Raw genomic sequence first — 20,860 nt, 5'->3', positions numbered from 1 at the left:
TTACACATGTAGGGTGCTTTCTTTTTAATTTCTATTCAGCAATCGCATACGATAACAATTCATCGTCACCTCTCCGAGTCTTTGCAGTAATTGATAGTTCGCATATGCGCCGACTGGGGCACCGATTATTGGTACGAGCTGAAGCATTTTTGCTAAATCGATATAGTCTCGGTACTCTGTTTGGAACTTTTCCCAGTCCATATGATTTTCTTCTTCTGTATCCCACGTTTCGATTGCTTTCCATATTTCTTTTCGATGGTCGTCACTTGAAAAGGCAAGTTGGAAAACGTGAAGGATAAAAAGGCGCTCTTCTTTGTTGCTCGTATCAAATCCGTACAACGTTGCTGCATCGAATAAAAATTTAATTTTAATGCCGAGTAAAAGCGGAAAGTCAGCAAGGCCAAGAAGAATACCGCCAGCTCCCGTCCCTGCTCCTTCTGCCGCTGCTATTTTTTTGTACTCATCCATTTTTTTACGCACTTCGTCGTCCCGTCTTTGCAATGACCAGTTCGTCTCTTTTAATTTCGGCTTTATAAAGTTTGATCCAGCACTAATCGTTTGCACCATCATCCGAATCGTTTCCGTTAATACTTTTTGCACTTTCGCCGGAATAAGCTGTTGTACTTTCGTCTGCACTTTCTTAGAGAACCGTGTCATCATAGAAGAATCTTTCATGAATGTAGCTTTCCACTGCTCCAATTCTTTTATAACCTTCTCTTCGTATGTAATCATAGGTTCATTCCCTTCAATTTAAACGCTCAATACGTTTCGCCCCGTATTGATAAACGAAACCGATACTAAATACTATGCTTACGACTAATAAAATTCCCGTCATCATGAAATCTTTCGTCGCAAGGGCGAATATAACTGTAAATATCACGCTGCCGATAATAAGGATTGCATTTAATAATACAAGAAAATCTTTCTTCTTCTCTTCTCCCCCGACGGGATACAAATCAAGCCAAATCTTCATGCGGTGATGCTTCCATAAAGTTAATAGCTGATAACCGATTAAGTATAGGAAAATAAGGCTTACGATAAATCGTCCATATAAGAACGGAATGAAGTAAAGAATAACTCCTCCAAGAGCGAGCAGGCGCACATATAAACCGAAATAGTTACCAGATCGTAAAAACGTTCTCGTATATAAGTATAAATATGTACGCTTTTCACCAATCATCGAAAGAATGAAATCAAGCCATTTTCTACGTGCTACTCTTTCTTTTAATGCTGGTACATCAATGAACATATTCGCGATGCGGTACAACAGCATCATTTTCTTACCTTCTTCAGAAATTAAATACTCCCAGTTTAGCGGCTTTCCCTTCACCATTTGATGCAGTACTACGAGGTATAACATCATGAGAAGGACGATTCCGCCAACAAAAATAACGGAAGTACGCTCTACAAGGAAGTACACAAATAAGCCGTTTAAAATAAAACGAATGAACCAATCAGCTCTTTGTATATTTTGATCTGTTAAAAATGATTTTTCCCATGCTACGAATAAGTTCCACGCTTTTACAATGACAAACGCGAGTACAATCCATATGTAAGCCGCTCCTGTTTGCTTCATTTGCTGGAAGTATAACGGAGCAAGCGCTGCCGCTACGATTGCGATTATGTATAACTGAATCATAAACGTAAAGAGAAATGCCTTTGTAAAGTAAGGTTTTAACTTTTCTTCAACTGGCAGTAAGTAAACGAGATCCGCTTCTTTTAATAACGTTTGAATGGATCCGGCCGTTAATACGAGACCGAGCAACACTGCCATAACGAGCGCTGTCGGAAACGAAGGTGTTAACGTTTGTAACCATTGCTGGTAATAATACGCCCCTGCGCCGATGATGAATACGAAAATAAATTTCAAATGATCATTAAATACGTATTTACTATATGTACGAACTTCTTTTAGAAAGTGACGAAATCGTTCTTTCCATAATGCTGTGCTATTCATAATCTTCTTCCTTCGTTAATGCAATATAAATATCATCTAGCGTTGCACCTGGCATATTAAAATCGGATTGCAGTTCAGATAATGTTCCCTTCGCTCTTACTTCACCTTGATGCAAAATAATAAACGAATCACAATAACGCTCTGCCGTCGCTAAAATATGTGTACTCATTAAGATTCCTGCACCGCTCTTTTTCATTTGATCCATCATTTGAAGTAGGGATTGAATCGCTAACGGATCAAGCCCAACGAAAGGTTCGTCCACGATGTACAGAGATGGTTCCACTAAAAACGCACTCATAATCATTACTTTTTGTTTCATCCCTTTTGAGAAATGAGACGGAAACCATTTTAAACGATTTTTCATGCGAAATTCTTGTAATAGTTGTCCTACACGTTCTTCATATTGTTGTTCATCGACACCATACGCCATCGCTGTTAATTTCAAATGTTCTTCTAACGTTAGCTCGTCATATAATACTGGTGTTTCTGGGATGAACGAAAAACTAGAACGGTACGCTGTCATATCATCACGAATTGTTTTCCCATTAATTGTGACAGTTCCTTTTTTCGGTTCCATTAAACCGATAATATGTTTAATTGTCGTACTTTTCCCGGCTCCATTTAAACCGATTAAGCCGACAAGTTCGCCTTTATTCACAGAGAACGAAACATCTTTTAGTACAGGTCGTTTCGTATATCCTCCTGTAACATTTTCTACACGCAATAACTCGCTCATACGACACCACTTTCTTCATTAGTATTCATTCTATATTCATCTTACCAAAAATAGCGCTGTACTACATAGTATCGATGCTCTCAAAAAAAATTTAAATTTGTTAGCATATATTTTTACGAAAGCGGACATCATAATTAGTGAAGAAGGAACACATTGAAAAAGCAACCACCAATTGATGAGTACAACAACATAGTGAAGTCATCATGAAATGGGGTGTCCATGTTGGACAAAGAAATTTACACATAACCAGATCATTTGTTTCATTTTAGAAACGGGGTGTCTCCGAAAGAGCATATACTGTTTTAAAAAATAAACAATTTCCTTTTATAAAGATTGCAATTCATTTCACTTGAAAATGGGGTGTCTACGGCAGAAACTTTAGCCGATTTACCGTGCATTTCTTAAATAAATGAGGTGTCTGCGAAACGTAAATTACGATAATGCTTTTTCAATCCCTCTTCAGAAAACAGGAAGCTGAGTCAGCTTCCTGTTTTTCGTGTTTGTTCTCTTATATAATTATGGTAAAATACGGCTAAGGCTACTTGAAAGGATGAGATCAATGAACCATACAGCGGACAATTGTATTTTTTGTAAAATTATTGACGGGCAAATCCCTTGCTCAAAAGTATACGAAGATGAACATGTGCTTGCATTTTTAGATATTAGTCAAGTAACAAAAGGACATACTCTTGTTATTCCAAAAGTTCACAAACAAGACATTTTTGCGTTAACGCCAGAAATCGCATCACACATTTTTTCTGTCGTTCCGAAAATCGCAAATGCGATTAAAGCAGAGTTTAATCCAGTTGGCTTTAACCTACTTAACAATAACGGTGAAAAAGCTGGACAAACTGTGTTCCACTTCCACCTTCATTTAATTCCACGCTACGGTGAAAACGATGGTTTCGGTGCTGTTTGGAAATCACATCAAAATGAATACACAATGGAAAATTTACAAAACATCGCAAGTATAATTGCAAATAGTGTGAAATAATGACACTATAATAAGAAGTAATACATAACAAGCCAGTTCCCTAAAGTAATTACATATTGCACGGCTTGTTTCTCCATTCAAGATGCCGGGGACTGTGCACTTTTCTTTCCCTTGTCTTAAAGATATGCATATTTCTTCACATCATGAATACGAACAAAAAATAAGGAGGTTTCCTTTTATGTCAAAAGCTAAATCCTTTATTACAGGTGTTATTTGCGGCGGAGCAGTTGCTGGATTAGCTGTTCTTTTCTCTACTCCTTCTTCTGGTAAAGCTATGCGTGGTAAGCTGAAAGAAAAAGGAACTGATATTAAAAAGACTTTAGCTGATATTACAGCTGATACAAAATTATTAAAACGTCAAATCGTTGAAACTGCTTCAGAAGGTAAAGAAGTGTTTCAAGAATTAAAAGACGATATGCAAGACACGCTTTCGAACTGGAAGCAAGATATTTCTCAAAACAAGCGCCATATTGAGAGAGAGATTTTGGACATTCAAAAATCAATTGAGAAACTACAAGAAGCTGTTCCGGAAAAAGCGTAAACAAATTCCTGCTTAGTTTTTTGCATATAACAAATATTTTTTATATAAATTGACCTTAACACGGCATATCACACAGATATGCCGTGTTTTTATGCATTTACAATATATGTTATCACTTAACATGTAAGGACAACACATGTATTCACGACTCATAAAACGCTTCCATAGTTATGCATGATTTGTATAGAATGTCATTTTTCCGAAAAATTTTCACAATTCTCACAAAAAGACTTTATTAATTTTTATTTTACTGGCATAATAGATAGTAATGAAAAAGAATGTTAAAGTGGGTGAGTAAATGAAAAGTGGAGAAAAAGATTACTCGGTAAAAGAAGCGATGATTTTCAGCCAACGCATTGCTCAATTATCGAAAGCGTTATGGAAATGTGTAGAGAAAGATTGGCAGATGTGGATTAAGCCTTACGATTTAAACATTAATGAGCATCATATTTTAACAATCGCTTATCATTTAAAAGGGGCTTCTATTTCTGAGATTGCTAAGTTTGGAGTTATGCACGTATCAACGGCGTTTAACTTCTCGAAAAAGCTGGAAGAACGCGGCTATCTTGTATTCTCGAAAAAAGAAGATGATAAACGAAATACGTACATTGAGATTACAGACAAAGGGGAAGAATTACTACTTCGCTTAATGGAGGAGTATGATCCTGAAAATAATTCAGTGTTTAATGGGGCTCTTGCACTTCGTAATTTTTACGGTAAGTTCCCAGAAAATATCGAACTTATCGCTATCTTGCGCAACATTTACGGACAAGACTTCATCGATATTTTTGAGAAATCGTTAGAAGATATTGAAGAGAACTTTACAGAATCCGATCAGAAGTTAGTTAAGAAGTAATCTATTTATTTTTTCGCAATCATGCTTAAGAATTCATTCATAAGCGGGTTAAATAAACCTTGTTTTGCTAGCGCTTCCGCAGTTTCGTGTACTTCGAGCTGATGTGGAAGCGCTTTTTCAAATTGATCTAACAGCGCATCGAACAAAAGAAGCCCTTCTGCTTTCTCCACTACATATTGCTCGTTCAGTATTTCACAAAGATGTAGTATACGTTCAATATCTTTTTTACGAGCTTTTTTCTTTATGATCAAAGAATAAAATGGACACTTTTCTTCATCAATCATTTTAAATAGTAGGTCTACGTAGTATTCAGCTTGTTCTAATCTTCTAACAACGTCCATTTTCTCCCTCTCTTTCTAACACAAAGTCTTCTATTTCTGAATTTTATAACACGAACAAAATATCGTATGATACAATATATAAAGTATATGTATTTTAGCCAAAAGGAGGTCTCGCCTCATGACACTTATAACAGTTGTTTTTGTCGCATTCGCACTTCTTGTTATATTTTACACGAATTTCATGACACATACACTGTGTGAACGAAAACAAATAGCTGCGAGCCGCCAACCCGGTGTCTTTCGGGTTATTAATGTATGTATAACAATTTTATTAATTTCTAGTTATATAGAAATTATATTTCATGGAAAGTGAGGAAGGAAGCCCCTTCCTCACTTTTTTCCTCTATAAGCAAATTATACCTACTATAACCAATAAAATAAACAGTACAAGTAATAAAATAAGTTGAGAATTCATCCCCATCCCCTCCTCTTTTCTATATATGCGGCATGCGCCCAATACGGAACACCTTCAAAATCTGACACATACTGGTTAAATTTTCTTTATCAATATGAAATCGAGTCGAAATATGATATATTAAATTTTGTACATATTGCTTATACTATGAAATAAATGACACGCATCTTAACTTTATCCTCAGCCTCGGTAAGCCCTGTTAAGCGCGCTTTACCAACCAAAAAAGCAAAAGTATCAGTGAGACTTAATCGGGCTCTTATGAACTAAAATTCATTGGTGTAGGATAAATTAAAAATACATAATAGTAGGAGTGTTTATTGAATGAAGAAAGCTATGCTTGCCTTAGCCGCAACAAGTGTAATCGCATTATCAGCATGTGGAACAGGATCATCATCAGACAAAATCGTTACATCTAAAGCTGGTGACATTACAAAAGACGAGTTCTACAATCAAATGAAGACACAAGCTGGTAAACAAGTACTAAACAACATGGTTATGGAAAAAGTACTTATTAAAAACTACAAAGTTGAAGACAAAGAAGTAGACAAAAAGTTCGATGAAATGAAAAAACAATACGGTGATCAATTCGATACACTATTAAAACAACAAGGTATTAAAGAAGAAACTTTAAAAACTGGTGTGCGTGCTCAATTAGCTCAAGAAAAAGCAATTGAAAAAACAATCACTGATAAAGAATTAAAAGATAACTACAAGCCTGAAATTAAAGCAAGCCACATTCTTGTAAAAGATGAAGCGACTGCGAAAAAAGTTAAAGAAGAACTTGGACAAGGTAAATCTTTCGAAGAGTTAGCGAAACAATACTCTGAAGATACTGGTTCAAAAGAAAAAGGTGGCGACTTAGGATTCTTCGGAGCTGGTAAAATGGTTAAAGAATTCGAAGATGCTGCTTATAAACTGAAAAAAGATGAAGTAAGCGAGCCTGTGAAATCACAATTCGGTTACCACATCATTAAAGTAACAGACATTAAAGAACCAGAAAAATCATTCGAACAATCTAAAGATGACATCAAAAAAGAAATCGTTCAGAAGAAAGCACAAGACGGCGAGTTCATGAACGATCTTATGATGAAAGAAATCAAAAAAGCTGACGTAAAAGTTGACGATAAAGATTTAAAAGATCTTTTCGAAGAGAAGAAAACTGACGCTAAAAAAGACGAAAAGAAATAATGAATTGAAAAAAGCTTGGGCTTCGGCCCGAGCTTTTTTATGTACCCTCTTCGTTAACAAAAGTTAATTTTATCATTCGTTTAACTAAAACCATCTTTTATGCATTTCACTTAAAAACATTTCTGTGATTTTAAATCCAGAACTTTCTCCTACAATAGAGTCAATCCCGCAATGCGGACAAACTGCTGTGTTATCATCATCCCACCACTCTGTAATTTTTTCTGGATGGAAAATTTCTAAACAATAGAAACAACCACATATAACATCCTTTTCCAAGTGATTTCTATTACGAGAACAAAAACGATGTGCTTCCTCAAAGTATTTTTCCATCAGTATCCCCTATTCCTAATTTTCTTCTTTGCTTTACTTACATTCTCCTCAATAAAATTACAATTCTTCCTTAAAGGAAAACACAAAAAAACCTTGATTCCATCACACACGGAACCAAGGTTTATCTTATTATCATTGATTAAATGAAGAAACTATGTTAAATTAGTACAGAAACACGTTTTATAAAATACAAAGAACGTATTTATCCGTATCTTAATTGTACACCAAAACACATCTTCAGTCAACCTCTATTTTTCACTTTTAAAGGAGTGCTTACGTATGAACAAAAAACTTGATTTAGAGCAAAAACGATTGGATACCGTAATAGAAACGATTACGGAGCAAATTGGTAAACTGGAAAACGAAACTGGCAGACGCCGGGCAGAAGTAATCCATATTCGTAAACACTTTTGGGATGACGTGAAAGTGAATACCGATACTTTCGATGATTACCTTGAAACAGTTATCAACTTAAGACAACAAGCTCAGTCACTAGCTGTCACACAAATTACCCATAAGCACACCTTTAATCGACTTGCCGCATTAAGACGTATGCATAAAGCACCTTATTTCGGACGAATTGATTTCAAAGAAGAAGGAGAATCTGCTGCGGAGAAAATTTATATCGGCGTAGCTACACTTACTGATGCAAGCGGAGAAAACTTTCTTATATATGACTGGCGCGCACCTATTTCGAGTGTCTATTACGATTATCCGCCAGGACCAGCTGAATACAGTACACCAGGCGGCGTAATTCACGGTAATGTGGAGAAAAAATTACAATACATTATTCAAAATGGCGAGATTGATTCTATGTTCGATACGAGCCTTACAATTGGCGATGAAATCTTGCAACAAGCGCTCGGAAAAGGTACGAACAAACATATGCAAAGCATCGTCGCTACAATTCAGCGCGAGCAAAATGAAATTATCCGTCACGATGAAGGTCGACTACTTATCGTGCAAGGAGCTGCTGGTAGTGGTAAAACGTCAGCTGCCCTCCAGCGAATTGCCTACTTACTATATAAATATCGCGAATGGTTAAAAGCTGATCAAATTATTCTCTTCTCCCCTAACTCTATGTTCAACAGCTACGTATCTAACGTACTACCTGAACTCGGTGAAGAAAATATGCAGCAAGTGACATTCCAAGAATATTTAAACCATAGACTCAGTAAGTCATTTGATGTGGAAGACCCTTATGAACAATTAGAATATATGTTAACTGAAACGAATAGCCCTACTTATAAAACGAGAAATGCGAGCATTCGATTTAAAGCATCTACTCAATTTTTCGAGATGATTAAAGCGTACAGACAATCTCTTGAATCTTCAGGCATGCTATTTAGAGGAATGAAATTTAGAGGAAAGTTAATTGCTTCTGCTAAAGAAATTACAGAGCAGTTTTACAATACTGACTCCTCCCTCCGCTTCCATAATCGAATTGAAAAGTTAACGGATTGGCTAAATAAACAAATAGATGCAATTGAAAAAACAGAACTGAAAAAGCCTTGGGTAGAAGAGGAAATTGAATTACTTAGTAAAGATGAATACCAAAAGGCTTATAAATATTTACAGAAAAAAGGCGAGTTTGACGACAACTCCTTTAATGATTTTGAGAAAGAAACGAAAGTACTTGGACGGATGATTGTCCGTAAAAAATTGAAGCCGCTTCGTAAAGGCGTTCAAACATTGCGCTTCATCAATTTTACAGGCATATATAAACAACTCTTCACAGATGCATCATGGGTTGCTGGGGAAAAACCGAAAGAGTGGGATGACATTTGCTCATTAACAGTAAACATGCTCGATGAAGGAAAGCTATATTACGAGGATGCGACTCCATTTTTACTTTTAAAAGAATTAATTGAAGGCTTCCAAACGAATAGATCGATTAAACACGTACTCGTAGACGAAGCGCAAGATTATTCGCCGTTTCAATTTGAGTTTTTAAAACGTCTCTTCCCTGCTGCAAGAATGACTGTACTCGGAGACTTTAACCAAGCGATATTTGCCCATGCGAGTGAAGCAGTGAATTTCAATACACTTACTAGCTTATACGGACCAGATGAAACGAACGGTATCAACTTAACTCGTAGCTATCGCTCAACAAAACCGATTATTGAATTTACACGTGCTCTCGTACCGGAAGGAGAGCACATTCACGCCTTTGAACGTGACGGTGAGAAACCTACAGTGACGAAAGTATCGAATGACGGCGAACTGCACGAACATATTACTGCCAAAGTTGCTGAACTACAAAAACAACAGCACAATACAATCGCAATTATATGTAAATCTGCAGCTGAAAGCGCCGCTGCCTACGAAGCACTTAGTCATATCGAGAATATTAAACTCGTGAAGAGTAACTCAGCCGAGTATGAGCAAGGCATTGTCGTGATCCCTGCTTACTTAGCGAAAGGTATCGAATTTGACGCTGTTATTATTTACGACGCTTCTAAAGATGTGTACAGTGATGAGAGCGTTCGTAGATTGTTCTACACTGCTTGTACACGCGCGATGCATGAGTTGCAACTTTATAGCGTTGGCGAAGTTAGTCCTTTTATACTTGGGGCTAATTCGGAGAGTTTTGAGCTTATAACAAAAACACCTTGATGATTCAAGGTGTTTCTTTTTTATGCAGGATTTACACCTTTAAAGTAGAATATATCAGTTTAGAAAAAGCTAAGGAGTGAAAAAATGAACCATTATTTTATTGCTATTTATAACGGTGAGTTTCCTACCGAAAAATTACATACCATTTTAAAATCTAATCCCACTTTTACTGATCTAAACGTCCGCACCCTTTCAATCTCATCACCAAGACCTTTCACATTATTAGTTGGCGCAGAACGAGATGCACTCACAACTGGTCTTACAGATACATACCATTTATTAACGAAAGAGTTACAAAAACTAGAAGAACAAGAAAACTACTATTACGTATACGATTATAAAATTAGAAAAACTATCGAGAATCCCGCCCACAAATGCTTTCCATTAGCAAAAATCAATATAAATGTTACGAAATTTCATCAGATGATTCAAAAAGTAAAAGACTTAAAACGGCCTGTATTTGCAGGTTATAACATCATTTCTCATGATGCAGAGATACTTACGATTGATGTACTTCTTTCTTCGCCTTTATTGGATTCTAACAATTCCGAAAAAGATACGGAAGAATACTCCTATTTACAGCAACTAGCTGAATCAATTTCTCGTTCTGAATTATGTACTTCTATTAAAGCAAGTTCACTTATTTAAACATAAAAAAGAGGGTTATTTATCATAACCCTCTTCTACTATCTATTTACGTTTGCACTTGATCATAATAATGAATACTTTTATAGACAACTTATATAAATCTTAAGGTGTTTTTCTCATTCTAAACGACATATCTTTACGCCGATATACACTCAGCACAATCCCCATTATAAGCGCATGAAATACAGTCGGCGTTAATCCGTAGCTAATAAAAGGTAAGGATATAGCAGCATGCGGCAATAATCCTAGTATCATTCCGACATTATAAATGAACTGGAATACAAAAAGAGTCACTCCACCAACGAGCAGCAATTTACCGTACCGATCATTTATTTTATAGGATATGACTATTAATCTTGCTGCAAAAAGAGAAAGAACGAAGACAAGAATTAGCGCAAGCCAATACCCATAATAGTAAGTCAAACTTGCAAATACAAAATCAGTATCCGGATTAGGGATGGACTTTATATCCCCATATGTCCCAAACCAACCCGCTGACGACATTTTCTCTTTTAAACGTATATACATAAACCCTGTGCCACGTGCATCACTCTCTGGATTTATATACCCTAAAAATCTCTCCAAGTAGTATGTTTTTGCTGAGGTCACGGAAAAGGATACCTTAATAATAAATAAACAAATGGGTACAACCGTAATAATCAATGCCTTTTTCTTTCCTAATTTACTCCACCAAAGCATAACGAATACCATCGTGATATAAATAAACATTGTTGCAATAGCTGATCCAATTAAGAATAAATACAAAGAAAATAAATATAAAACCACAAAGTATCTAACTTTCAACCTACTATTATTGAAAAAAGAAGCCCAAGCTAGAAAGAAGAAAGGTATCGCCATTAAGCGACTAATTGCAACGGGACCAATTTTTATTAACGGTTCTCCAGCCACCGAAACGCTCGGAAAACAATATAATATTAACAAAGTAAGTACACCAATTGTGTAAAACAGCCACCCGAATCTCTCTAACTTCCGGTAATCAGTCAGCATCATCACTGCAACTGTTGCAATACCGAGAATAACAGATATCACCTTATTCATTAGTAAATCATTCATATATCCAAAAGCTATAACCGGCAAAAATCCTAATCCCATCGCAATCACTAATAAACTAATTAAGAACCAATCCACCTTTGGCTTATGAAGTTTATTAAGTTCTTGCCCTAGTTTAATCGGACTCCCCATTTGTTCCACAGCTTTATTTTCAGCAATTTCCTCACTTAATCCTTTTTCTATCCATGTTTTCTTTGCCTGTTTTAAGTGAAAATCTAGTTCAGTTGCTACAAAGCTCTTCGCTTCTTTTGATTTAATATGGTTCGTAACTTCTTTTAAAAAATGCTCCCCTTTTTTGTTCAATTTTTTCTCACTCCTGTACTAAGCCTTTTAATATAAATCGTGCCTTCGTAGCATTCTTCTCTGCCTTTCGCAGCATCTTGTTTCCTTTATCATTTAATTGATAATATTTAGCTCCTTCGTGATCCCAGCTAGATTGGATAAAGCGATTCTGCTCTAGACGATGTAATACAGTATATAGAGACCCTTCATCACCTTCGAATTTTTGAATCCCTCTCCCACGCAGTAACTGCATTAATTCATAACCTGTTTTTTCATTCATAAGAAGTTGCAACACTGCTAAAAGGACATCTTCTTCCTTTTCAGACGATTGATTGATTTTTTCACGCACCCGCTTCTGGTGCTGATCAGAAAAACTCAAATGTTTAAACGTTGTATTCTCCATTGATTTTCGCAGGCCTTTTAATCGATCTTCCATTTGATTATTCCTCCAATCCTTTCTTCAAAAGCTCCTTCGCTTTTTTCAGTCTCGTTTTTATCGTGTTTTCTTTCACGTCTATTACAATAGCAATCTCTTTAATTGATAATTCTTCATAATAAAATAGATAAATGACTTCTCGATATTTTATCGGTAAATTCATTACTGCAGAAGCGAGCTCACGGTCCTCCGCATTTTGAATGACAGTTTGTTCGACACTATCATTTTGAACCCCCATATAAGCCGATTCATCCTCTGTCACGATCACCTTTTTGTTATACCAACTTTTTATATAGTCCTTACATTGATTTATCGCAATTCTCCATAACCACGTTTTCACATTCGACTTCCCTTTGTATGTATGAAGAGATTTATAACATTTCACAAATATATCTTGCGTTACATCCTCAGCAACCTCTTTATTGTTCACATATGAATACACAAGCTGTAAGACTTCTTGTCCATACTTGTTCATAATTTCATCGATAAGGAGTTCCTTATCTTCTATTTCAAACGCTTCTACCGTTAATTCATCCACATCATTTCCTCCTTCCCATATATTAGACGACGCACTGTATGGAAAAGTTTTATAAATTCATAAAAAAATACGGCTGGCAATGTCCATACCGTTTTTTTTACTTTAATTTTTCTTCACTAAGAGTAAACCTTTTATTATAATACAACACCTTAGTCGAGACTTTAGCACATTCATAATAAAACAAAAAACCACCTAAAGGCTCCCCTTCAGGTGGTTTTCTGTAGTCAAGATTTCTCTCACCCTTAAAGAACCGCTCAATTAAAAAGAGAACCCATTTAATTGAGTCCTCTTTCGCATAAATCCAAACACTAATTACTCACTTAAAGAATCTAATATCTCATGGCCATACAAAGATGGCTTGATAATATCAAAACCAATAAATTCTTCATACTTCTTATCTGCAAAATAAAATACAACATTTTGAAATAACACTTTTTGCAAATAATTATCCTGAGAAACTCTAAATGAGTATATGTATGCATTATCGTTTGAAGCTTTCTTTTTATAGATTTTACTCATATTTGTTAATTCTTTTAATTTATCAGCATTTTCTCCAAAAAACTCAATTCCCACTATACGATCAAATTGATCTATATCTAAATTCAACTTTGGATTTTCTTCCAATTCTTCAGTCGACTCAATCTCAATATTTGAAGTGGATGGAATTAAATAAAGATATGCCATCTGGATTTCAGAATCATAAGTAATTAATTTTTTCATGATACACCTCATATCGGTATCTTATTTTTTGTATTAATTTTTCTCAACAAACTAAATATTAGGTTTTTTGGTTATAAAATACAAGTGTAGTATTTGAAATTCTATATGTTTGTTCTTATTGATCTACTGCTTTTTCTAGTTCTACTGTGTATTTCATTTGAACGTTGTTATCAGTATCCTTATCTTTTTAGTTATGTTTGTTTGTTTATTTAACAAGAAGTAAAGTTGAATGAAAACCTTAACTTATAGGCATCTCACAAGCAAATTGTATATGACAAACCAACCATTTAAAACTAGGGCTTTTTATCTATATGTCTTGTTCCCTATTTTAAAACATAATACAATGAATACGTAACTTAATAAGCTATAACTAGTAGGTGTGGTAATCATCTCTTCCATTTTGAAAAAAGGGGGAGGTGATAAAATGATCGCGATGTTTGTAATTAAATTAGTGTATGGTATCCTAACTGGAGCTGGCGTTGTCATCGGTAGAAGATACGTCGGTCCGTGGCTAATTTCTGTATACAAAAAAGCGAGAACCACCCTGCTTTGAACCGCACCCAATTTGTTAGACAAATAACTAACAATTGGAGGTGCGGTTTTATTATGTCTAGAAAATATAAATTCGAATTAAAAAGAAATGCCGTTGAACATTATTTAAATACAAATGATTCTTTTAAAGTGACTGCCAAAAAATATCAAGTCAGTATATCGTTATTAAAAGAGTGGGTGGCACGTACTAGAGAACAAGGAATAGAGTCCTTAAACTCTAAATGTACAAGGTATGACATTCAGTTTAAAATGGAAGTATTGAATTTTATGAACAATACAGGAGCTTCGCCCCTACAAGCGGCCGCTATGTTCAACGTTCCATCTCCTCGTACCGTTAGGAAGTGGCGATCAATGCTAGAATCACAGGGGATAGATGCTCTTCGTAAAACAAGTAAGGGGTACTCCACTGTGAAGAAGAAACAGGCTATTGCACCTAAGAAAAAACAAAATATTAACTCTCAAAATGATTTACAAAAAGAAATTGAATACTTACGCATGGAAAATGCTTATTTAAAAAAGTTACACGCCTTAATTCAACAAAAACAACAATCTCTGAAAAAGACAAAGCACACATAATATATGAGTTAAGGCATGAATATAAAATTATCGACTTGATTAAAGCGGCTGAAATGGCTCGTAGTACATATTATTACTGGGTGAAACAAATGAGTCGTGAAGATAAATATAACGAGGTTAAAGAAAGTATTAAGCAGATTTTTCAGGAACACCAAGGGCGATATGGCTATAGGCGTATCACACTTGAATTACGTAATCAGGGCTATACCATTAACCACAAAACCGTCCTTCGCTTAATGAATCAATTAGGGTTAAAATCGTTGGTAAGAATCACTAAATACCGCTCTTATCGCGGGAAGGTTGGGAAGGTAGCGCCAAATGTCTTGAAGCGTGATTTCAAGGCCTCTAAGCCTAATGAAAAGTGGGTTACAGATGTTACTGAAGTTCATTTGTTTGGTGAAAAACTCTACCTATCTCCTATTCTAGACTTGTTTAATGGTGAGATTATTTCCTATAATATTGAGAAACGCCCTACATTCCTTCTAGTCGAAAGGATGTTAGATAAGGCTTTAAAATGCTTGGATAAAGAAGATACTCCTATCCTTCATTCAGATCAAGGTTGGCACTATCAAATGGATAGATATCAATATATTTTAAGAGAAAATAATATAACTCAAAGTATGTCCCGTAAGGGAAATTGCTTAGATAATGCAGTCATTGAAAATTTCTTTGGCTTATTAAAATCTGAATTACTTTATCTTAAAGATTTTGAAAGTATGGAACACTTTAGGGAAGAACTAGAGAATTATATTTATTATTACAATAATAAAAGGATTAAGGCAAAATTAAAAGGATTGCCTCCTGTAAAATACAGAATTCAATCCTTATTAGCTGCTTAAATATATGTCTAACTTTTCGGGTCCAGTTCACTTCGTGGAAAAGGTAAGGGCGGTTCTCGGCTAAAACGTTAATGTAGTTGTCTTATAACCGCACCTACTACCACCACAATAGCAAGTTAGGTTACACAAGGCAGAAGTTTCTCAGGCTTCTGTCTTCTTTATTTTATGCAAAATTCATACTATATACTCTATCATCATTGTAACACATTCTATTTATTTTTAGTCAAGATAAAAAACACCTGAAGGGTTCTCCTTCAGGTGTTTCTCTATTTTACGCTAACGCAGCTGCTTGCTCTTGTTGATCTACAGGAATTACAGCATCTGTTAATGCTTTTTCTAGTTCAGCTGTATATTTCATTTGCTCTTCTTTGCTCCAGCCTAGTTTCGCAGCCATGTAGTTGATTACTGCTTCTTTCCACTCGTATACCCAGTGGATATTGAAGAATACAGCGCCTCTGCGGCGTACGAAGAAGTCAACTGGTTTTGCTGTCATTTCGTAATCCATTGCGTATACAAGTGGGATTAGAACGTCTAGTGGCATGTTGTATTCTTTCGCTTCGTCTTTATGTTTTTTCGCTAAGTCGAACAGTACGTCAACGTTAGAGCCATAGAATTTCGCGAATTCTTCTGCTTGTGCTTTCGTTAAACCAGATTTCGTACCTTCGTCTGCTTTTTTCGCAACAAATGCTGGGAATCCGTGTGAACCATCTACATGTCCACCAGAGATTGGCATATGTTTCGTGTCACTCTTCGGATATGCACTATGACCTTCTTTTTGTAATAGGTTTGTTACGTAGTCTACTACCATTTCAGCCATTTTACGGTATCCTGTTAATTTACCACCTGCGATTGTAATTAAGCCAGATTCAGAAGTCCAAATTTCATCTTTACGAGAAATTTCAGATGCATTCTTACCTTCTTCATAAATTAATGGACGTACACCAGCCCAGCTTGACTCCACATCTTTTTCTGTAATTTTTACACTTGGGAACATGTAGTTAATCGCATTAATGATGTATGTGCGATCTTCTGTTGTCATGTGTGGTACAGCTGCGTCTTTATCATAGAACGTATCTGTTGTACCTACGTATGTTTTTCCGCCGCGAGGAATCGCGAACACCATACGTTTATCTGGTGTATCGAAGTAAATTGCTTGCCCTAATGGGAAACGTTTTTGGTCAATTACTAAATGCACACCTTTTGATAACTGAAGTACTTTCCCTTTTTTCGAGTTATCTTTTTCACGAAGTGTATCTACCCAAGGCCCAGCTGCGTTTACAATTTTCTTACCGTACACTTCATATACTTCGCCATCTAGTAAATCAATTACACGTACACCGCATACTTTTCCATCTTTATATAAGAAACCGTCTACTTTTGCGTAGTTAACAGCTTTTGCGCCGTGTTCAATTGCTTCTTTCATTACTTCAATTGTAAGACGCGCATCGTCTGTACGATATTCTACGTAGTAACCGCCGCCTTTTAATCCTTCTTTTTTTACAAGAGGCTCTTTGTTTAATGTTTCTTCACGGTTAAACATTTTTCTACGCTCGCTTCGTTTTACGCCTGCTAAGAAGTCGTATACACGAAGACCAATTGATGTACTGAATGATCCGAACGTACCGCCTGTATGGAACGGAAGTAACATCCACTCTGGTGTTGTTACATGGGGACCGTTCTCATATACGATCGCACGCTCTTTCCCCACCTCTGCTACCATTTTCACTTCAAGTTGTTTTAAATAACGTAGACCACCGTGTACAAGCTTCGTTGAACGACTTGATGTACCTGCTGCAAAGTCCTGCATTTCAAACACAATTGTTGATAACCCGCGTGTTGCCCCATCTAATGCAATACCAGAACCAGTAATACCTCCACCAATTACGATCACATCTAACTCTTGTTTATTTACTCCGTTTAATACGTCTTTACGTTGTTTACTTGAAAATTTCATGGTAATTCCTCCCTTTGATAACGAAAAAAGAGACCACGAACTCCGCTATAGATTTCGCCTCTATAGCGTGTTGTGGTCTCTCCAAATCTCCTACCGAATTATTAACTTGTCACCATTATAACACTGTTTATGATTATTTGAAAGCTTTTGTTGCTTCAATTGCTTTTTTCCATCCAGCATATAGCTCTTCGCTTGTTTCCGCTTCCATCGTTGGTTCAAAGCGTTTGTCCATATGCCACTGTTCTTTAATTTCACCTTGGTTTTTCCAATATCCAACCGCAAGACCAGCTAAATATGCTGCACCTAAAGCCGTCGTTTCATTGATTACTGGACGCTCTACAGGAACGTCTAAAATATCACTTTGGAACTTCATTAAGAAGTTATTTTTAACTGCTCCGCCATCAACGCGTAATGTTTTTAATTCAATACCTGAATCTGCTTCCATTGCGCATAATACATCTTTCGTTTGGTAAGCTAAAGATTCTAGTGTTGCACGGATGAAATGCTCTTTCGTCGTACCGCGCGTTACACCAAACATAGCGCCGCGTACTTCACTATCCCAGTATGGTGTACCTAATCCTACGAATGCTGGTACAACGTATACACCTTCAGTTGATGCAACGCGTGATGCGTACACTTCACTCTCACTTGCATCTTTAAACATGCGCATTCCGTCACGTAACCACTGAATTGCAGAACCTGCTACGAAAATACTTCCTTCTAGTGCGTAGTTTACTTTACCATCTAAACCCCATGCAATTGTTGTTAATAGACCGTGCTCAGAAGCTACTGCTTTTTCACCTGTGTTCATTAACATGAAGCAACCAGTTCCATAAGTATTTTTCGCCATACCTTCACCGAAACAAGCTTGTCCAAATAATGCTGCTTGCTGGTCACCAGCTACACCTGCAATCGGTATATTTTGACCGAAGAAGTGATAATCAATTGTTTCACCATATATTTCAGATGACGGACGTACTTCAGGAAGCATGCTCTTTGGTACTGTTAACATGTCTAGAAGCTCATCATCCCACTGTAAGTCGTGAATGTTAAACATTAATGTACGTGATGCATTTGAGTAGTCTGTTACGTGCGCTTTACCACCAGATAGTTTCCATACAAGCCACGTATCAATTGTTCCGAATAATAACTCGCCGTTTTCTGCTTTTTCTCTTGCACCTTCAACGTTATCTAAAATCCATTTTACTTTCGTACCAGAGAAGTATGCGTCAATTAAAAGACCTGTTTTTTCGCGAACCATTTCGCTATAACCTTTTTCTTTTAACTCATCACAAATCTCCATTGTTTGACGAGATTGCCATACGATTGCGTTATAAATTGGTTTACCAGTCGTTTTATCCCAAACAACTGCTGTTTCACGTTGGTTCGTAATACCGATACCAGCGATTTGTTCTGGTTTTACATCTGCTTCGCTTAAGCAAGTTGCGATAACTGCTAAAATAGATCCCCAAATTTCTTGTGCATTATGCTCTACCCAACCTGGCTTTGGAAAATGCTGTGTAAACTCTTTTTGAGCCGAATGAACAATTTCACCTTTTTTATTGAACAGAATTGCGCGTGAGCTAGTTGTTCCTTGGTCTAAAGAAAGAATATATTTTTTCATATCGGTTTCCCCCTATGCTACTTTTCTACTATTTGTATTGCTTTCACTTTTTTTACTTGTCATATAAGAGATTGCTAGTACAATCACAGTTGCAATAATCACATAAATAAGTGCTGCATTTTGTTTTCCTTCAAATACAACTTGATGGAATAATCCTGCAAGTGATCCACCTAAAATTGGACCAACTACTGGAATCCATGCATACTTCCAGTTTGAACCGCCTTTTCCTGCAATCGGAAGGAAGAAGTGTGCGATACGCGGACCTAAATCACGAGCCGGGTTAATCGCGTATCCTGTTGTTCCACCTAATGATAAACCAATACTTACAATTAAGAAACCTACGATAAATGGATTTAATCCATCTGCAAATTTATTTGCTCCAATTGCTAATATACCAAATACTAAAACGAATGTTCCAATCATTTCACTTAAAAGGTTTGTAAATGTGTTCGGAATTGCTGGACCTGTTGCAAATACACCTAATTTTGTTCCTGGATCTTCTGTTTCTTTCCAGTGTGGTAAGTAATGTAAATATACAAGAACTGCCCCGATAATTGCTCCAATCATTTGTGCTGCGATATAACCTGGTACGTCACTCCATGGGAACGCTCCCTTAAATGCTAATCCTATCGTTAAAGCCGGATTCAAATGTGCCCCACTAATTGATCCAACTGCATACGCTGCCATAGCAACCGCTAAGCCCCAGCCCATTGTAATAACAATCCAACCAGAATCTTTCGCAAACGATTTCTTTAAACTTACACCAGCGCAAACGCCGCCACCAAGTAAGATTAACAACGCAGTCCCTACTAACTCTCCTAAAAATGCTGACATAGTATCCCTCCACAATCAATTTAAACGCTTCCAAATGTGATAGAGGTAAAATGAATGGCCATTCGTTTTTGTCAAAAGAAAAAGACCCACAGCTTTGCACGCTTCTATATAAATTTATATAGAAACAATGAAATGTGGATCTCTTCTTTTCTCCGTCACGTTTATTAACTTGTCTATAATGTTAACCTTTCATGAAAGCGGTGTCAACAGAATTTTTTCACATTTTCGTCACTTTTTTTGGTAATGTTTCCATAGTTCTTTTTTTGATGTCGTAATTGCTGTCGCACCAGCACTTAAAGCTCTTTCAACATCTTCCACAGTACGAATGAAACCACCAGCTAAAATCGGGACACCAGTACGCTCTTTCACTTCAGCAATCACATCCGTTAGCGCACCAGGAAGCACCTCTATATAATCCGGCTTCGTCTTTTCTAACAAATTACAACTCTTTTCCATCGCGCTAGAATCAATTAAAAAGATGCGTTGAATTGAGACGACACCCTTTTGCTTCGCCTTCATAATCACGCTCGCCTTTGTCGAAAGTAACCCGTACGGTTTATATTCTTGGCATAAAAACTCCGTCGCATGCCCATCACTTTGTAATCCATGAATCAAATCAACATGTAAAAACACCTTTTTACTATGCTGCTTCGCAAGTGACACAACACTCTTCAATTGACCAACATGAATATCTAAAATAACAATATACTCATACGAACTATGTAATAGCTTCTCCAAATCTTTAATTTGCCTCACTGCCGGCAAAATCTTCTGTTCATGAAATTCCATTCTAAATGTCCCGATACGATAAA

23 protein-coding genes are annotated in these 20,860 nt (G+C 36.4%); 9 read left to right on the top strand and 14 right to left on the bottom strand.

Annotation, left to right across the window (positions count from 1 at the left end; all coding sequences use genetic code 11):
• Positions 1-24 precede the first annotated feature (24 nt).
• From ecsC to ecsA, 3 genes are read right to left on the bottom strand one after another with little or no spacing between them, the layout of a single operon-like run.
• Complete coding sequence (gene ecsC / locus J0835_RS05560) at positions 25-732, bottom strand: ecs operon protein EcsC (protein WP_000634133.1); 708 nt, start codon at positions 730-732, stop codon at positions 25-27.
• A gap of 13 nt (positions 733-745) precedes the next feature.
• The gene (ecsB, locus tag J0835_RS05555; RefSeq protein ID WP_087979709.1) at positions 746-1,957 is read right to left on the bottom strand and encodes an ABC transporter permease EcsB; all 1,212 of its coding nucleotides are present in this window, start codon (positions 1,955-1,957) and stop codon (positions 746-748) included.
• A complete protein-coding gene (ecsA, locus tag J0835_RS05550; RefSeq protein WP_001292606.1) occupies positions 1,950-2,693 on the bottom strand; it encodes an ABC transporter ATP-binding protein EcsA in 744 nt (247 codons plus the stop codon). The genes ecsB and ecsA overlap by 8 nt, the downstream gene beginning before the upstream one ends.
• Before the next feature lie 559 nt (positions 2,694-3,252).
• Between ecsA and J0835_RS05545 the strand changes: the two genes are divergently transcribed.
• From J0835_RS05545 to J0835_RS05535, 3 genes are all read left to right on the top strand, one after another.
• Positions 3,253-3,687 carry an HIT family protein gene (locus J0835_RS05545; protein ID WP_333728062.1) on the top strand — a complete coding sequence of 145 codons (435 nt, stop codon included), beginning with the start codon at positions 3,253-3,255 and terminating at the stop codon, positions 3,685-3,687.
• Between the two features lie 178 nt (positions 3,688-3,865).
• Positions 3,866-4,228, top strand: a complete 363-nt coding sequence (locus J0835_RS05540) for a YtxH domain-containing protein (protein WP_087979708.1) — start codon at positions 3,866-3,868, stop codon at positions 4,226-4,228.
• 298 nt (positions 4,229-4,526) lie between these two features.
• The gene (locus J0835_RS05535) at positions 4,527-5,084 is read left to right on the top strand and encodes an HTH-type transcriptional regulator Hpr (RefSeq protein WP_000834918.1); all 558 of its coding nucleotides are present in this window, start codon (positions 4,527-4,529) and stop codon (positions 5,082-5,084) included.
• 5 nt (positions 5,085-5,089) lie between these two features.
• On the opposite strand, the gene J0835_RS05530 is transcribed toward J0835_RS05535, so the two are convergent.
• On the bottom strand, positions 5,090-5,425 hold the full coding sequence (locus J0835_RS05530; RefSeq protein ID WP_087979707.1) for a DUF1878 family protein: 336 nt from the start codon (positions 5,423-5,425) through the stop codon (positions 5,090-5,092).
• 118 nt (positions 5,426-5,543) lie between these two features.
• Between J0835_RS05530 and J0835_RS05525 the strand changes: the two genes are divergently transcribed.
• Positions 5,544-5,738, top strand: coding sequence for a hypothetical protein (locus J0835_RS05525; protein WP_000172690.1), 195 nt, complete (start codon positions 5,544-5,546; stop codon positions 5,736-5,738).
• Between the two features lie 30 nt (positions 5,739-5,768).
• On the opposite strand, the gene J0835_RS05520 is transcribed toward J0835_RS05525, so the two are convergent.
• A complete protein-coding gene (locus tag J0835_RS05520) occupies positions 5,769-5,882 on the bottom strand; it encodes a hypothetical protein (protein ID WP_002007073.1) in 114 nt (37 codons plus the stop codon).
• A gap of 279 nt (positions 5,883-6,161) precedes the next feature.
• Here J0835_RS05520 and prsA point away from each other — a divergent pair, with 279 nt between their 5' ends.
• Positions 6,162-7,028: a peptidylprolyl isomerase PrsA gene (gene prsA / locus J0835_RS05515; RefSeq protein WP_087979706.1), complete on the top strand. Its 867-nt coding sequence runs from the start codon at positions 6,162-6,164 to the stop codon at positions 7,026-7,028.
• 84 nt (positions 7,029-7,112) lie between these two features.
• On the opposite strand, the gene J0835_RS05510 is transcribed toward prsA, so the two are convergent.
• Positions 7,113-7,358: a cytoplasmic protein gene (locus J0835_RS05510; protein ID WP_087979705.1), complete on the bottom strand. Its 246-nt coding sequence runs from the start codon at positions 7,356-7,358 to the stop codon at positions 7,113-7,115.
• Positions 7,359-7,637: 279 nt separating this feature from the next.
• Here J0835_RS05510 and helD point away from each other — a divergent pair, with 279 nt between their 5' ends.
• Positions 7,638-9,974, top strand: coding sequence for an RNA polymerase recycling motor HelD (gene helD / locus J0835_RS05505; protein ID WP_087979704.1), 2,337 nt, complete (start codon positions 7,638-7,640; stop codon positions 9,972-9,974).
• Positions 9,975-10,058: 84 nt separating this feature from the next.
• On the top strand, positions 10,059-10,622 hold the full coding sequence (locus tag J0835_RS05500; protein ID WP_087979703.1) for a hypothetical protein: 564 nt from the start codon (positions 10,059-10,061) through the stop codon (positions 10,620-10,622).
• 102 nt (positions 10,623-10,724) lie between these two features.
• On the opposite strand, the gene J0835_RS05495 is transcribed toward J0835_RS05500, so the two are convergent.
• From J0835_RS05495 to J0835_RS05480, 4 genes are all read right to left on the bottom strand, one after another.
• Positions 10,725-11,996 (bottom strand): FtsW/RodA/SpoVE family cell cycle protein, encoded by a 1,272-nt coding sequence (locus J0835_RS05495; protein ID WP_087979702.1) that lies wholly within the window; start codon positions 11,994-11,996, stop codon positions 10,725-10,727.
• Positions 11,997-12,003: 7 nt separating this feature from the next.
• On the bottom strand, positions 12,004-12,411 hold the full coding sequence (locus J0835_RS05490; protein ID WP_087979701.1) for a PadR family transcriptional regulator: 408 nt from the start codon (positions 12,409-12,411) through the stop codon (positions 12,004-12,006).
• Between the two features lie 4 nt (positions 12,412-12,415).
• Entirely contained in the window at positions 12,416-12,949 is a 534-nt protein-coding gene (locus J0835_RS05485; RefSeq protein WP_087979700.1) for a sigma-70 family RNA polymerase sigma factor, read from the bottom strand.
• A gap of 312 nt (positions 12,950-13,261) precedes the next feature.
• Complete coding sequence (locus tag J0835_RS05480; RefSeq protein WP_087979699.1) at positions 13,262-13,669, bottom strand: DUF2283 domain-containing protein; 408 nt, start codon at positions 13,667-13,669, stop codon at positions 13,262-13,264.
• A 424-nt stretch (positions 13,670-14,093) separates the two neighbouring features.
• Here J0835_RS05480 and J0835_RS05475 point away from each other — a divergent pair, with 424 nt between their 5' ends.
• Positions 14,094-14,222, top strand: a complete 129-nt coding sequence (locus J0835_RS05475) for a hypothetical protein (protein ID WP_000561152.1) — start codon at positions 14,094-14,096, stop codon at positions 14,220-14,222.
• A gap of 53 nt (positions 14,223-14,275) precedes the next feature.
• A protein-coding gene (locus J0835_RS05470; RefSeq protein WP_085963576.1) for an IS3-like element ISBce15 family transposase occupies positions 14,276-15,636 on the top strand; the annotation gives its coding sequence in 2 pieces (ribosomal slippage) (positions 14,276-14,732 and positions 14,732-15,636; 1,362 coding nt in all).
• 271 nt (positions 15,637-15,907) lie between these two features.
• On the opposite strand, the gene glpD is transcribed toward J0835_RS05470, so the two are convergent.
• From glpD to glpP, 4 genes are all read right to left on the bottom strand, one after another.
• The gene (gene glpD / locus J0835_RS05465) at positions 15,908-17,590 is read right to left on the bottom strand and encodes an aerobic glycerol-3-phosphate dehydrogenase (RefSeq protein ID WP_087979698.1); all 1,683 of its coding nucleotides are present in this window, start codon (positions 17,588-17,590) and stop codon (positions 15,908-15,910) included.
• A 133-nt stretch (positions 17,591-17,723) separates the two neighbouring features.
• Positions 17,724-19,214 carry a glycerol kinase GlpK gene (gene glpK, locus J0835_RS05460; protein WP_087979697.1) on the bottom strand — a complete coding sequence of 497 codons (1,491 nt, stop codon included), beginning with the start codon at positions 19,212-19,214 and terminating at the stop codon, positions 17,724-17,726.
• A gap of 12 nt (positions 19,215-19,226) precedes the next feature.
• The gene (glpF, locus tag J0835_RS05455; protein ID WP_001272205.1) at positions 19,227-20,048 is read right to left on the bottom strand and encodes a glycerol uptake facilitator protein GlpF; all 822 of its coding nucleotides are present in this window, start codon (positions 20,046-20,048) and stop codon (positions 19,227-19,229) included.
• Positions 20,049-20,276: 228 nt separating this feature from the next.
• The gene (glpP, locus tag J0835_RS05450) at positions 20,277-20,837 is read right to left on the bottom strand and encodes a glycerol uptake operon antiterminator GlpP (RefSeq protein ID WP_087979696.1); all 561 of its coding nucleotides are present in this window, start codon (positions 20,835-20,837) and stop codon (positions 20,277-20,279) included.
• Between the last annotated feature and the right edge of the window lie 23 nt (positions 20,838-20,860).

It is taken from the genome of Bacillus cereus group sp. Sample62 (genome assembly GCF_036851315.1).
Classification (GTDB): domain Bacteria; phylum Bacillota; class Bacilli; order Bacillales; family Bacillaceae_G; genus Bacillus_A; species Bacillus_A wiedmannii.
The sequence above is the reverse complement of the archived record's forward strand: the minus strand, read 5'-3'. Positions and strand labels throughout refer to the sequence as shown.